General features: G+C 51.7%; 10 protein-coding genes. 9 read left to right on the top strand and 1 reads right to left on the bottom strand.

Features of this window, described 5'->3' with window-relative positions:
- The first annotated feature begins 161 nt into the window (after positions 1 to 161).
- The 9 genes from MKX98_RS24470 (at position 162) to MKX98_RS24430 (ending at position 13,645) form a co-directional block, all read left to right on the top strand.
- Complete coding sequence (locus tag MKX98_RS24470) at positions 162 to 2,405, top strand: helix-turn-helix domain-containing protein (RefSeq protein WP_339218915.1); 2,244 nt, start codon at positions 162 to 164, stop codon at positions 2,403 to 2,405.
- A 252-nt stretch (positions 2,406 to 2,657) separates the two neighbouring features.
- Positions 2,658 to 3,638: an ABC transporter permease subunit gene (locus MKX98_RS24465; RefSeq protein WP_071223168.1), complete on the top strand. Its 981-nt coding sequence runs from the start codon at positions 2,658 to 2,660 to the stop codon at positions 3,636 to 3,638.
- A gap of 10 nt (positions 3,639 to 3,648) precedes the next feature.
- Positions 3,649 to 4,545, top strand: a complete 897-nt coding sequence (locus MKX98_RS24460) for a carbohydrate ABC transporter permease (RefSeq protein WP_071223167.1) — start codon at positions 3,649 to 3,651, stop codon at positions 4,543 to 4,545.
- Between the two features lie 135 nt (positions 4,546 to 4,680).
- Entirely contained in the window at positions 4,681 to 6,309 is a 1,629-nt protein-coding gene (locus MKX98_RS24455) for an ABC transporter substrate-binding protein (RefSeq protein WP_339218910.1), read from the top strand.
- A gap of 20 nt (positions 6,310 to 6,329) precedes the next feature.
- A complete protein-coding gene (locus MKX98_RS24450; protein WP_339218908.1) occupies positions 6,330 to 7,757 on the top strand; it encodes an alpha-L-fucosidase in 1,428 nt (475 codons plus the stop codon).
- A 173-nt stretch (positions 7,758 to 7,930) separates the two neighbouring features.
- Entirely contained in the window at positions 7,931 to 9,595 is a 1,665-nt protein-coding gene (locus MKX98_RS24445; RefSeq protein ID WP_194543934.1) for a DUF4091 domain-containing protein, read from the top strand.
- Between the two features lie 375 nt (positions 9,596 to 9,970).
- On the top strand, positions 9,971 to 11,425 hold the full coding sequence (locus MKX98_RS24440; protein WP_194543933.1) for a PLP-dependent aminotransferase family protein: 1,455 nt from the start codon (positions 9,971 to 9,973) through the stop codon (positions 11,423 to 11,425).
- 90 nt (positions 11,426 to 11,515) lie between these two features.
- Positions 11,516 to 12,433, top strand: a complete 918-nt coding sequence (locus MKX98_RS24435) for a D-alanine--D-alanine ligase (protein WP_194543932.1) — start codon at positions 11,516 to 11,518, stop codon at positions 12,431 to 12,433.
- Between the two features lie 6 nt (positions 12,434 to 12,439).
- Entirely contained in the window at positions 12,440 to 13,645 is a 1,206-nt protein-coding gene (locus tag MKX98_RS24430) for an aminotransferase class I/II-fold pyridoxal phosphate-dependent enzyme (RefSeq protein WP_339218904.1), read from the top strand.
- Here the strand turns inward: MKX98_RS24430 and MKX98_RS24425 are convergent.
- Positions 13,631 to 14,536, bottom strand: a complete 906-nt coding sequence (locus MKX98_RS24425) for an AraC family transcriptional regulator (RefSeq protein ID WP_339218902.1) — start codon at positions 14,534 to 14,536, stop codon at positions 13,631 to 13,633. The genes MKX98_RS24430 and MKX98_RS24425 overlap by 15 nt on opposite strands.
- Positions 14,537 to 14,750 lie beyond the last annotated feature (214 nt).

The raw sequence follows: 14,750 nt of genomic DNA, 5'->3' as shown, positions 1-14,750 counted from the left end.
TATGTTTAATGACCCCGTCCATGCTATGGAAGTCGTGATGCTTTAGACTTGTTTTTGTTCCGCGCTTTAAAAAAGTGTTGGTAAACTCCGCTCATTCTTCTATGATGAAATTACTTCAAATCGACGATGTGATAAGGAATTATTCGCTCGGGGGGATGCCTATGGGAAGAAAAGCATGGTTTTACCGTCAGCTTTTATCGTATATGCCGGTCTTCTTTATCGTGATTTCCTTTGTGTTTTTTGTCTTTTTCCAAATGCTCGGGGAACAGTCTCGGCAAGGTGCGATTCAGGCCAATGAGACGATGATTCATCAGGCGATGCGTTCGGTGGACAACTCGCTGAAGGCCATCGATCAGATGCTCGTGCAGGAATTGCTGTTCAACCCCGATATGTCGGGATTTTTCAATCATGAGGATCAGGACAACGTCTATTTGAACATGCAGGCGGTGAAGGCCATGAAGCAGTTCAAGGTGTCCAATCCGCTTGTGGATTCCATGGTGCTCGTGCGGACCCAGGATGAGTTCGTGTTGAGTACTTCGTCCTCGTTCAACTTGCCGGATTATGCGGATTATGACTTTCTCAAGCCTTATTTGGGCCAGGTCAATAGTGAAGCAGAGTGGAGTTCTATGCGGAATTTCCGGGAGTTCAGCTTCAACAGCATGCAGCATGTAGTAACCTTGGTGCGAGATGCACCCTTCGTTACCCATGGGAAAGGCGTTATTGCCGTTAATATCAAGGTGGACGCCATACATAACATGATTCAGGGCATGGTAAATCCCGATGTTAGTTTTATTCATATGAAGGATACGCAGGGGCAGTCCATGCTCTCCGGTACCTCCATGGCAGAGAGTGGTGAGCTTGTCTCTAAGACGATTTCGCCTTATACCGGATGGGTATATGAGGGAGGTCTTACTCAAGGCAGAGTGGTCGGTATCGTCAGCCAGCTGTACAATATCTGGTTTATCGTTGGCTTGCTCATGTGCCTTGCCGGGGTGGTCTGGATCGTATTGGTTACGCGCCGAAACTATAAGCCGATTGAAGCCATCGTGTCCCGGATTCATCATTATTCGCAGTCTAAAACGAGCGCGCTGATCCATAACAGTAAACAGGATGAGTTCGCATTTATCGAATCGGCACTCGAAAGTATGCTGGAACAGGCGAGCAGTTTTCAACAGCAGCATCGGGAGGATTTGCTGCTGCGCAGAGCGTATCTGTTCCAGCAGCTGATGGAGGGACAGTACCCGTCCCATATGGAGCAGTGGAACGAGCAGCGGGATGTCATGGGACTGCCGGACTTGTCCGAATCACAGATCGTCAATGTCATCGAAATCGATAAATATCCATTGTTCTGCGAGCAGTACCCGCAGCAGGACCAGTATTTGATCAAATTTGCCCTCAAAAGTGTCGTTCAAGAAATTGCAGCCGGGCAGGAAACGAGTGTTTGGACAGAATGGATATCCGCTTCGAAACTGGGCGTGATGGCGATGGCGGACCAGGACGCAGTACAGCATGTAGTCACGCTGCTTGAGCAGACCCGCCAGTGGGTGGAGCAGCATCTGAAGCTGACCATAACCGTTGGTATCGGGGAGAAAACGGAGCGATATACGGATATCCCGGACTCCTATGAGCAGGCACGCACCGCATTGAAATACAAAATGATCCTCGGCGAGAACCGAATCATTCATTACACCCAAGTATCCGGGGAGGAGCGGGGCCATGCATTTGATTTCTTGAACCTGATCCGTTCGATGGCTCAATCCTTCCGGCTCGGCAACAGGGATTGGCAGGAGAAATACAATGCCCTCATCCATAACATCGGACAAAACATGCTGGACCGGGACGGCGTGGTGAATCTGGTGGATTACATGGTGTACTCGCTCGGACGTGAAATGTCGTGCATGGCAAAAGAATTTCAGGATTTGTGGCTGACAGAGGGGCAGCCTGCCTTACGGAACGCGCTCCAATCATCCGATACACTGGAGCAGCTGGAACAGGAATTCGGGGAGGCTTTATCCACTCTGTACGACAGTATGCTCGCTCTCATGGAGGGCCGAAATCATGCGGACACGATTCAGAAGGTGCGCTTGTTTATGGAGCAGAACTCGAGCAATCCGGATCTGTCTCTCAATTATTTAAGCGAACGCTTCAATATGAACTGGAAGACGCTGAGCAAGCTGTTCCGGGAGGAGACCGGTCAGAAGTTCGTGGATTATTTAATTGAGCTGCGGATGAACCATGCACGGAAGCTGCTCGAGGAGACCTTGCTGCCTGTACAAGATATCGCGACCGAAGTTGGGTATTCCAATGCCATCTCGTTTGGCCGGATGTTTAAAAAGCTGATGGGGATGTCACCGGGGGATTACCGTGAGCAGGCTGCTTATAAGCAGCAGAATTACGGGAACTAACGATCCTTCTGACTAGGTCATGCATATATAACCAAGCAGAGAGTCCTGCGGATGAACCGTCCCGCGGGCTTTTTGCTGTAAACGGAGATAGGTTTAGCCACGGAAAAAGGTTTATTCGCCCTTACGGCCTGTCGGATCTTAAGTTCCCACTGTTCGCGGAAATACGTTGATTCGGAGAATCTTGTTTATTGATCGGATGGCGTTGTCGGCCCTAGACTTGGGATCAACACAAAGCGAAGGAGGGTGACCCAAGTGGCTCGTATGAGCAGCGCAATCCCAGTACCTGCAGATGCACAGGCGCCAACGAATTTACCACCAAACAAGCCCATGAACCGAACGAGGAAGAAGCTGATGAAGCACTGGCAATTCTATCTGCTCGTGTTCTTCCCGTTAGTCTACATCATCCTCTTCAAATACGTTCCGATGTTCGGCGTCTTGATTGCATTCAAGGAATACAACGTCGTACAGGGGATATTCGGCAGTCCCTGGGTAGGGTTCGATTATTTCAAGCAATTGTTCGACGCTCCGTTCTTCTGGCAGTATGTCCGCAACACGCTCGAGATTTCCCTGTACGGCCTGCTGGTCGGTTTCCCGGCCCCCATTCTGTTAGCGCTGGCACTGAATGAAATCCGAAACGGCCGCTTCAAGAAAACCGTCCAGATGGTGACATACGCACCGTACTTCATATCAACGGTGGTCATCGTCTCGATTCTGATCGTGAACCTCTCGCCCAACACGGGGCTGATGAGCAATCTATTCCGGGCACTGGGGCTTGAGACCGTTGATTTCCTTGGCGTGCCGGAACTGTTTAAGTCAATCTATGTCTGGTCCGATGTGTGGCAGTTCACCGGTTACGGTGCCATCATCTATATTGCGGCCTTGGCGGGAGTCAACCCGGATCTGTACGAGGCGGCAAGAGTGGACGGGGCAACCCGGCTTCAAAAAATCATCAATATCGATATTCCCAGCTTGTTTCCGGTCATCGTTATTTTGCTTATATTGAACCTGGGCAATCTGATGAGTCTAGGCTTTGAGAAAATTTATCTTATGCAAAACCCGCTCAATCAGAACACGTCCGAAGTCATCTCTACCTATGTGTACAAGGTCGGCCTGCTCGGAGCCAACTTCAGCTTCTCCGCCGCCATCGGCCTGTTCAATTCCATTATCAATTTCATTCTGTTGGTCATTGTCAATTACGTATCCCGAAAAGTTTCATCAACAAGTCTATGGTAGGAGGTAGCGCATGAGCAGATCAACCGTACGGGAGTCCGCTGCAGACCGGATTTTCCTTGGTATCGTGTATTTGTTTCTGTCTGTCGTACTGATCGTCATCCTGTTTCCGCTGCTGCATATTGTAAGCGCATCCTTTAGCTCTCCGGGCGCAGTGTCCTCCGGCAAAGTGTGGCTGTGGCCGGTGGATGTGACCCTGATCGGCTACAAAGCGGTATTCCAAAATTCCAACATTCTGATCGGGTTTGGCAATTCGCTGTTCTATGCCGTTGTCGGCACGATCGTAAATGTCGCATTCACCGTGATGCTTGCCTATCCGCTCGCCCGCAAAACGTTTTACGTTCGCAACATCATCATGATGCTGCTGGTGTTTACGATGTTTTTTGACGGCGGGCTCATTCCGAACTATCTTCTCGTGAAGTCGCTCGGCATGCTCGATACGCGCTGGGCCATGATTATACCGGGGGCGCTAGCCGTGTTTCAGGTCATCATCGCCAGAACCTTTTTTCAGACGACGATTCCGGATGAATTGGCCGAAGCGGCCGAGATGGACGGGAGCAGCGACATTACCTTTTTCCTTAAAATCGTTCTTCCGCTATCCAAGCCGATTCTGGCCGTGCTCGCGCTCATGTATGCCGTTGGCCATTGGAACTCCTATTTTAATGCCTTGATTTATTTGAAGGACAGCAGCCTGTTTCCGCTTCAGATCTTCCTGAGGGATATTCTGATCCTGAATTCCGTCAGCGCCGAGATGGTGACAAACGTCAACGAACTGCTGGTCCGTGAAGGGCTGAAGGATTTGCTGAAGTATTCGCTGATCGTGGTGGCAAGCGCCCCGGTATTGATCATTTACCCGTTTGTGCAGAAGTATTTTGTCAAAGGCGTAATGATCGGTTCCTTAAAAGGGTGATTTCTATTCCGTGAAGGAGGTGATGCCGGCACTATAGAATAGGTAATTCCGATGTTCGGACATATAGGGGGTATATGCAAACACGGTTTCACTTACGAAGTACGGGCAGGTATTTCATACTAGGGAGGAATTCATTTGAAAAGGTTCACTGGATTAGGTTTAAGTCTGGTTCTCGTGGCAGTGCTGGCTCTATCCGCTTGCGGCAAGACGAGTGAAACAGGAACTGATGGATCGGCAAGCCCTCCGGGGTCAGAGGGACCCGTTGAACTGTCGGTATTTGCTCCTCAGTCCGCCGGCATCGAGAGTCTTGATGTCAATCCATTCTCCAAGCATATCGAAGAGAAGCTGGGGCTTACATTTAAGTGGAATACGACACCTGACGCGGTATTTAACGATAAGAAACTACTGATGCTGGCAAGCGGTGACTATCCGGCGCTCATTATGAATGCCGGCATATCCAAGGCGGATCAGATCAAGTACGGTATGCAGGGGGCCTTTATTCCCTTGAATGATTTAATCGACCAGCATGCACCTAACATTAAAAAAGCGCTGGAGGAAGTCTCCTATTTAAAATCGGCGATGACCGCGCCGGACGGCAATATATACGCGCTTCCGAAGGTGAACGAGTGCCTGCACTGCACGTATGGCCAGCGGATGTGGATCAATACGACCTGGCTTGAGAAGTTAGGTCTAGAGATGCCAACCACGACCGATGAATTCTATCAAGTGCTGAAAGCCTTTAAAGAGCAGGACCCGAACGGGAACGGCAAGGCCGATGAAATTCCGATGACCACTTCTCTTGATGTGTGGGGAGGAGGAGTTGATGCCTTTTTGATGAATGCTTTTATATATAACAATGGCACGACCTATCTAAGCGTGAAGGATGGCAAGGTGATTCTGTCCGCGGCTGAGTCCGAATGGAAGGAAGGCTTGAAATATCTCAGCAAGCTGTACAGTGAAGGACTGATTGACAAAGGAGCGTTTACGCAAAACGGCGATGCCGTCAAGCAGCTCGGGAACAAAGCGGACAATGTGGTCGGCGCCGTTGGTTATGCGCTGATCAGCAGCGTGTTGGAGCCGACCGACGCGAAGCCCCGTCATAAGGAATACGATGTTGTTCCGCCGCTGAAAGGACCGAACGGCGTGCAGCTTGCAGGTTATAGCGTCGGAGCAGGGGACGGATCGTTTGTCATCACGAACAAAGCGACGGAGGAGCAGCGGATCACGGCCATTAAGCTGGCGGATTACCTGTTCTCCGAAGAAGGCACCGTGATGACCTCCTGGGGCTTTGAAGGAGAAGGATGGCGGAAGGCGGAGTCCGGCGCGCGTGATTACAACGGCGAGCCGGCTGCATATGAAGCGCTGAAGCGGGATGTGCCCGAGGGATCGCTTGACGTAACCTGGTGGCAGCTCGGTACGATGCTGATGGTGAATTCCCTCCGTGAATCCTTTGTCGCTCCGGAAGATCCGCTCGGCAACGGAGCCTACGAATATCGCTTGTGGCTGGCTGCGAAGAAATACGAGCCTTTTGCCAAACCGGAGCTTGTGTACCCGACGGACGTGTTCATCGATCCGAAAGACGCAACCTTCATCGCGCAGATTCAGAAGACGATTCAGGATTACGTGAAATCGAATCTGGCCCAATTCGTAACCGGCAGCAAGGACATCGAGAAGGACTGGGATGCCTATGTCAGCGGATTTAAAGGATTGCAGCTGGATAAGTATCTGGAGATCCATCAGAAAGCATTAGACAACCAAGGATAGAGGTATAGGAGGTTTATCGCTTGCACAATTTTATTGAATACGCGGCCAATATTAAGCCCTCGGAACGTCAATTAGCCGTCCAGGAGATGGAGTTCTATGCCTTCTTTCATTTTACCATCAATACGTTCACGGATATGGAATGGGGCTCGGGAAAAGAAGATCCTGCCCTGTTCAATCCGGAGCAGCTGGATGCGGATCAGTGGGTAAGCGCTTGTGTCAGTGCCGGCATGCGCGGCTTGATCCTGACTTGCAAGCATCACGACGGCTTCTGTTTATGGCCGAGTCAGTATACGGAGCATTCCGTGAAGAGCAGCCCGTGGCGAAACGGACGCGGGGATGTGGTGAAGGAGGTTGCCGATGCCTGCAGGAGAGGGGAAATCAAGTTCGGCATCTACTTGTCCCCCTGGGACCGGCATGAACCGTCATATGGGGATTCGCCGCGGTACAATCAATTTTTTCTGAATCAGCTAAGAGAGCTCCTGACCGGCTACGGGGAGATATTCAGCGTCTGGTTTGACGGAGCCTGCGGCGAAGGTCCGAATGGCAAGCGTCAGGAATACGATTGGGAGTCGTATTACGCCCTGATTCGGGAACTGCAGCCAAATGCCGCCATCTCGGTATGCGGACCGGACATTCGCTGGTGCGGGAATGAAGCGGGGGATTGCAGGGAGTCGGAGTGGAGCGTCGTTCCGGCGTCGCTGCGTCAGAATGAAGCGATCCAGGAAAAGTCGCAGCAAACCGATGACCGGGAGTTTGCGCGCCGCTATGAATCGAGCGAAGAGGATCTCGGCAGCCGGAGCGTCATTCAGGGCGAGAAGGAGCTGGTATGGTATCCGGCCGAAGTCAATACCTCGATCCGTCCCGGCTGGTTCTACCATGCGTCCGAAGACGATAAAGTCCGATCGCTGGAAGAATTGCTGCATATCTATTACGGCTCGGTTGGCGGCAATGCCACCTTTCTGCTCAATATTCCGCCCGATACCCGCGGACTTGTTCATGAGAACGATCTGCAGCGTCTGCAGGAACTGGGTGACGCCATTCGAAATACATTTGAAACCAATCTGGCTGCTGATGCGGATGTTACGGCATCCGAGACGAAGGCGGGGCTGGAGGCTCGATTTGTTGTCGATGGCAGCAAGGATACGTATTGGAGCCCTGAGGAGGGCACGGAATACGCCGTGATTGAGCTGGACCTCGGGCGGGCGATCGATTTTGATCATATCGTATTGGCTGAATACCGGTATGGGCAGCGGATCGAGCGCTTCGAGCTTGAATATATGGAAAACGGGAACTGGCACACGATTCAATCCGGGACGGTAATCGGGCGCAAACGCATCTGCCGCTTTCCCGCTGTACGGGCTCAATATATCCGGCTTACCATTTTGGAATCGAGATGGTGTCCGCGTCTGTCCGGCTTTGAAATATATCGGAGTTCGACGGATTGGTGAAAGAATTCTAACATTCGGCGGAATTTCGGTATGGTGCCCTAATAAGGCGGCCATCGCAAAAAGGCGGTGGCTCCTTTTTTTCGAAAACGCAAAATTTACCTTCCGTTCCATCCAGATTAGTGTAAGATGTACGTGAAAGTATCCCATTTCATTGTAGAGAGGATGTAACCTGCATGAGCCATTCCGTATCATTTGAGACCCGGCTGTTAAGCTCTTTGTCCAAAGTATTTGCCGATGAAGAACTGTCCCAGGCCTCGTATGACAGAGGGTCTTCGTTTGGCAATGAGACGTACTCGTTTCAAGTTGCATACCGTTCCAATCGTTTGTTAAAAAACATCCGGGTTCATCTGCAATCATCATTGAGTGAACGGATTACGATCCGTTCTGTAGGCCTGGTTCCATCGGAGCTGCCTACGTATCATGATCATGACGAGTTTATCTTAAGAGCTGCCCCCGGGCTGTATCCGGACCCGTTGCTGCCTCTGGCATCAGAGCCTGTAGTAACCGGATGCCCGAACCAGTGGAGAAGTCTGTGGTTTACGGTACAGCCTGAGGGTGAGATCAAGGGCGGTACATATGAAATCCGGATCCGTTTTGAAGCGGAGTCAGGGGAGTCGCTAGGAGAAGAGGTGTTCACGCTCGAAGTGATACCGGCAACCTTGCCGGACCAGACGCTGATTCATACGGAATGGTTCCATGCCGATTGTTTGGCGAACTACTACGAGGCGGAGATATTTAGTGAACGGCACTGGGCGTTGATCGGTCAGTTTATGCAGACCGCCGCTCAGAATGGCATCAATATGATCCTGACCCCATTGTTTACGCCTCCGCTGGATACGGAAGTGGGGGGAGAACGGCCAACGGTGCAGCTGGTTGATGTCGCCGTAACACCGGATGGAGCGTATGCATTTGGGTTTGATAAGCTGGACCGGTGGGCAGACCTGTGTGATTCTAATGGGATTCAGTACCTGGAATTCTCGCATCTTTTCACCCAGTGGGGAGCCGGGCATGCGCCGAAGATTATCGCTAATGTGAACGGAAAGCCCGAGAAGCTGTTCGGATGGGAGACGGATGCGACAGGAGAACAGTATCATGCCTTCATCAGACAATTCATACCGGCCCTGACCGGCTGGATTGAAGGCCGGGGACTTAAGCAGCGCTGCTATTTCCATGTTTCCGATGAGCCGTCCGTGTCCCATCTGGAGGCTTACGGTCATGCAAGCCGGCTGATGAACGAGCTGCTGCCGGATTACCCGATCATCGACGCGCTCTCCGATATTTCGTTTTATGAGGAAGGCCTTGTGAAGCACCCGATTCCTGCAAGCAACCACATCGAGCCTTTCCTGGATCAGGAGGTAACGCCGCTGTGGACCTATTATTGCTGTTCCCAGTACAAGGAAGTGTCCAACCGCTTCTTCAATCTGCCCTCGGCAAGAAACCGGATCATCGGGATTCAACTGTATAAGTTTAACATCGAGGGATTTCTCCACTGGGGATATAACTTTTGGAATTCGCAATACTCGAAGCGCGCCATTGACCCGTTCAAGGTGACGGATGCGGATTGCGGTTTTCCTTCCGGGGATGCTTTCGTGGTATACCCAGGCGAGGAAGGACCGATCGAATCCATTCGGCTGAAGGTATTTCAGGAAGCGCTTCAGGATTTGAGAGCGCTTCAGCTGCTGGAGACGCAGATCGGCAGGGAGGCTGTGCTCCAGGCGCTGGAGGAAGGGCTTGACGAGCCGATCACCTTTAAGGCGTATCCGAGGGAGCAGGAGTGGCTGCTGTCGAAGCGGCAGTGGATCAACGAGAAGATCAAGGAAAGTTTGGTTGTGAAGTAACCGCACCTGCGCTTACGACATATAAAGCCTATTCATCATGGTCAATCAGACCGCATAAATTCTATGCAAAAACGGCCCCATCTTCCTTTGAGAAGGTGGGGCCGTTTTGATTTGCATCACGATTTGTTTTTCTCGCCAGATGAATACCAAAGCATGTTCTTTCTTGCTTGTGCATGACCTCGTATGGTTCCATGATAAAGAGAAAGTGCATGTATTCAGGTATATCGGCGCAAAGGGCAGTCCGATCCTAGAGATGACATAGCCTGGGTTCTGCCAAGATTCTCGGCAAACCACGCCCGAGGCGAAAGAGGCCTGCTGTGGTTCTAGTGGTGCCGCCGAAATTATGCCATCATTAGAGCAAGGGGGAAATGAACGATGTATTTGGATTTCAAGTTGGCGAATGACCGCCCGGCGTATATTCAAGTCAAGGATTACATGAAGCGCTTGATGACAACCGGGGCGCTGCAAGCCGATCAGAAGCTCCCCTCCACGCGTGAGCTAAGCGCGCTGTTTCGAGTGGGCCGTAATACGGTGCTGAGCGCATACTCGGATTTGGAGGACGAAGGCTATATCTATGCGGTTAAAGGGCAAGGGCACTTTGTTGTCCCTTCGATCAGCGGAGCACCCATGCAGCCCGAAGGCAAACGGCTGGATTGGGGGCCTCGCCTGAACGAATACGCCAGGCTTGCGGAAGCCAATGATTTGATGAAACACGGCATCCGCGCCGAGAAGGGCTCTATATCTTTTACCAGCATCGCCCCCGATGAGAAGCTGTTCGATCTGCCAAATGTCAAGCGCGCATTTCTGGACCGAATGTCGCTTGAAGGTGATGTACTTCTTAACTACGGTTACGCCAAGGGTTATAAACCCCTTATCGATTACCTCCTCCGTTATATGGAGAACAAGGGCGTGAATATTCAAGGTAAGGATATGCTGATCACTAATGGTTTTACGGAAGGTTTAAGTCTGGTGCTATCCGCCCTGAACAAAGGGCATGGCCGCATTCTGTGCGAGAATCCAACTCATCATACAGCCATTAAAAATTTTAAAATGCACGGGTATGCCATTACCGGCGTCGAGATGGAGCCAGACGGCATCAGCCTGACAGGGCTCGCACGCGAGCTGTCGGAGCGGACGTACGACATGGCCTACCTTGTGCCTTCCTATCATAATCCTACAGGAATCGTCATGTCTCACCAGAAGAGGCTGGAAGCGCTCCGACTGCTGAATGAGTTCGAAATTCCCGTTATTGAAGATGGTTTCAACGAAGAGCTGCGCTATTCGGGCTCACACATCGCGCCTCTCGTTGCATGTGCAGGCGGCGAGAACAACAGCGTGATCTATTTAGGCAGTTTCTCCAAGATTCTGTTTCCCGGCCTGCGAGTCGGATGGGTGCTGGCCGACAAGACCCTGATTCATTATCTGGAAAGCGTGAAGCGCGCCCGCAGCATTCATACGTCGACCCTGGATCAGTCCCTGCTCTTTCAATATTTGTACAACGGCAACTTCGAGAAATATTTAAAGAGAGCGAAGGCCGAGTACAAGCGAAAATATGAGCTTGCGATCCGCTGCTGCGAGGAATGGCTCCCGATGGAGCGGTTGTCCGGTGACGGCGGGCTTCACCTGTTCGTTGAATTCGGTCCCGACATCCGGACCCGGGAGCTGCTGGAAGCCTGCTCAGCCCAGGGCGTGGTATTCACGCCGGGCGACATTTTCTTTACCGATGGCGGCGGCCAGCACACCATGCGTCTCGGATTCTCCCGCGTCTCCGATGAGAACATCGAGAAGGGGATCCGCATCATCGGCGAGGCGGCAAGGAAGCTGGTGTAAACGGGCTGCAACAGAGATCGGAAGAATCATCCGCATGCGGAGTAATGCATAGGCAATCAGCTTGAAGAAATTTTTTAGGAGGTCTACATCATGAAAGTTGGCGTCATCATGGGAGGCGTATCATCCGAGCGGGAAGTTTCGCTCATGACCGGCAAAGAGATGATCGCGCATCTGGATAAAAACCGCTACGAGGTTTATCCGATCGAAATTCACGATAAACGCGAGCTGATCAGCAAAACCGAAGGCATCGATATGGCTTTACTTGCCCTGCACGGGCAATACGGGGAAGACGGGACGGTGCAGGGCACACTCGACTCCCTGGGCATTCCGTATACTGGCAGCGGCGTTCTTTCCAGCAGCGTCTGCATGGATAAAGATTTGAGCAAGAAGCTGCTGCGGTACGAGGGATTGACTACAGCCGATTGGATCATGGTCAGCAGTATGGAGGAGTTGGCCGCCGCTGACGTGAAGGTACTCGGTTATCCTGTCGTAGTGAAGCCGAACGCAGGCGGGTCCAGTGTTGGTACTCGGATCGTGCGTGATGCGGCTGCCCTTGCCTCCGCCGTAGAAGAGGCATTGCGATGGGACCGCTCCGTGATGATCGAGCAAATGATCGAGGGTGAAGAGATCACTTGCCCGGTTTTGAACGGTGAGATGCTCCCGATTGTGTCCATCAAGCCGAACTCCGAATTTTTCGATTATACATCCAAATACGAAGAAGGCGAAGCGGATGAGCAAGTGATTGAGCTTCCCGCCAAACTTCAGGAGCGGGTGCGTACGGCTGCGCTTCAATGCTATAAGGCGCTGAAGTGCAGTGTGTATGCCCGGATCGATATCATCCTGAAGGAAGAGATTCCGTATATTTTGGAGGTCAACACGCTCCCGGGTTTAACGAAGAACAGTTTACTTCCAAGAAGCGCGGAAGCGGCGGGCTATTCGTTCAGCGGACTTTTGGATGCCATCATTGAAACTTCATTATCGGAACGAAAAAGCGAAGGCAAGGAGTAGAAGCATATGAATCCAACGAGCAGCTTTCTAACATCAACGGTGCAAGTTTTGCCGCCTTCCGGCATCCGGCAATTTTTTAATGCGGCCGAAGCGGACGATGACGTCATTTCTCTCGGTGTAGGGGAACCGGATTTTGTGACGCCTGCATGTGCGATTGAGGCCTGTAAACGAGCTCTGGACCATGGCCGCACGATGTACACGCCGAATGAAGGGCTGATGGAGCTAAGGGAAGAGATTGCGAACTATCTGGATACCGGATTCCAGCTGCAATATGAACCGTCGAGGGAGATACTGGTCACGGTTGGCGGCAGCGAAGCGATTGATCTTACGCTGCGGGCGCTCATTTCGCCGGGGGATGAAATTATTATTCCCGTGCCGGGATATGTCGCTTATGCTCCTCTTGTGCAATTGAACGGGGGAACTGTCGTTGAGCTGGAGCTTTCCGCAGAGCATAAGTTCAAATTGACTGCGGCTGCACTGCAGAAGTTGATTACCCCCCGGACGAAAGCGATCGTTGTTAACTTTCCAAGCAATCCGACAGGCGCCGTGATGACCTACGAGGATTGGCTGCCGATTGCGCGCCTTGCGGTTACGCACAATTTGGTGGTGATTTCAGACGAGATGTATGCCGAGCTTACCTACGGCCGCACGCATACCAGCATTGCTTCGCTGCCTCGGATGCGGGAGCGCACCATCGTCATCGGCGGCTTCTCCAAAGCCTTTGCCATGACGGGCTGGCGGGTCGGTTACCTCTGCGGCGACTCCCGCCTGGTGAGCGCCATGGTCAAGATTCATCAGTATACCGCGCTCTGCGCGCCCATCATGGGGCAGATTGCGGCTCTTGAATGTTTAAGAAATGGACTCGGGGATCGGGACGTAATGAAGCAGGCTTATGATGAACGCAGAAGAATGTTTGTGCAGGGTCTGAACGATATCGGCCTAAGCTGCCGCGATCCTCAGGGTGCTTTCTACGCATTCCCCAGCATAACCGGAACGGGTCTAGGCTCCCAGCAGTTTGCGGAGCGATTGCTTCGAGAGGCAAAGGTGGCCGTTGTACCCGGTCATGTGTTTGGCGCCGGGGGCGAAGGCTTCATTCGCTGCTCGTATGCCGCTTCGCCCGATCGATTGAGCGAAGCGCTCGATCGAATGGATCGCTGGCTTAGGACGCATGCAGGTGCTGACCATGGCCTGCACACCTTACAGAATTCTTGAGAGTTTGCGGTAATCGGTAGCGGTAATCCCCTCCAGTCTGCGGAAGATTCGGCTAAAATAATGAATATCCGGGTATCCGACCCCTTCGCCAACCGCCTCGATCGAGATATCGGATTCCCGGAGTAGCCTGCGCGCTTCGCGGTGGCGAACGGATTGCACGAATTCACTTGGCGGCATCCCCGCAAAGCGTTTAAACAATTTGGCGGTATGATCCGGGCTTAACATTAAATGCTCCGCAATCACTTTGTTGCTCCAGTCTTTGGCTGGAGTTTTTTCGATTTGAGACATCAGTTCAATCAGTTTGGCATCGTGCGGTGACGTCTCCGTCAAGGCCTGGGAAGGATGCGTCCGAAGCAGTTGAACCAGCACATCCAGCATCAGCCCTTTGCAGGCAAGCTCATAGCCGCCGGGACGGAGGGTGAACTCCTCCACGATTCGTTCCATCATCTGAACGCAAGGCAGCGGGGGCGTGTAGATGACACGGGAAGAGAGCGGGGGAAAAGCGGAGGACACCGCTTCATGCGCGAATTTATTCGGATCCAGCACGGCTTCATTCACGATCATATCCGCTTCGGTCTGTATGTCCAGCTCATCAAAGAAATCAAAATGAATCCCCAAAAATCGCGCGTCAGGATGGGAGACCACCTCATTCTGGTGGTAAACACCGGACGGCAGGAAGATCAGTTGACCGGCTTCGATGCGATAGCGGTTCCCGTACATCGTTGTAGCGGCTTCCCCTTGGTATACATAGAGCAGTTCAAAATCGTATAACCTGCGCTGCGGGAGTGATCCCGACGCCATGCGTTGAAATTGCGCATAGTGAATGCAGGGTGACCATTCGCGAAAAGGCGCTTCGCGTTTTATCGGAAAATTGAGGTCCATCTCGCTCATCGTAAACTCACTCCAAAATGTTATTAAGAGATGATAAATAGAACGGAATAGTCCAAATAATCACTTTTCTATCTAAATCATTTGGCGGAATATTTATTTATTATATAAGTATTATTACATCCAAATGGTTTATTTACAACTTGACGGAAAAAGTCAAATGATGTGTTTCAGAAAACGAGTGTTACAACATTAACCTATTGATTCTAGGAGGGAT

The sequence above is a fragment of the Paenibacillus sp. FSL W7-1332 genome (assembly GCF_037969785.1).
Classification (GTDB): Bacteria; Bacillota; Bacilli; order Paenibacillales; family Paenibacillaceae; genus Paenibacillus_AQ.
This window is presented reverse-complemented; position numbering and strand designations above follow the sequence as displayed.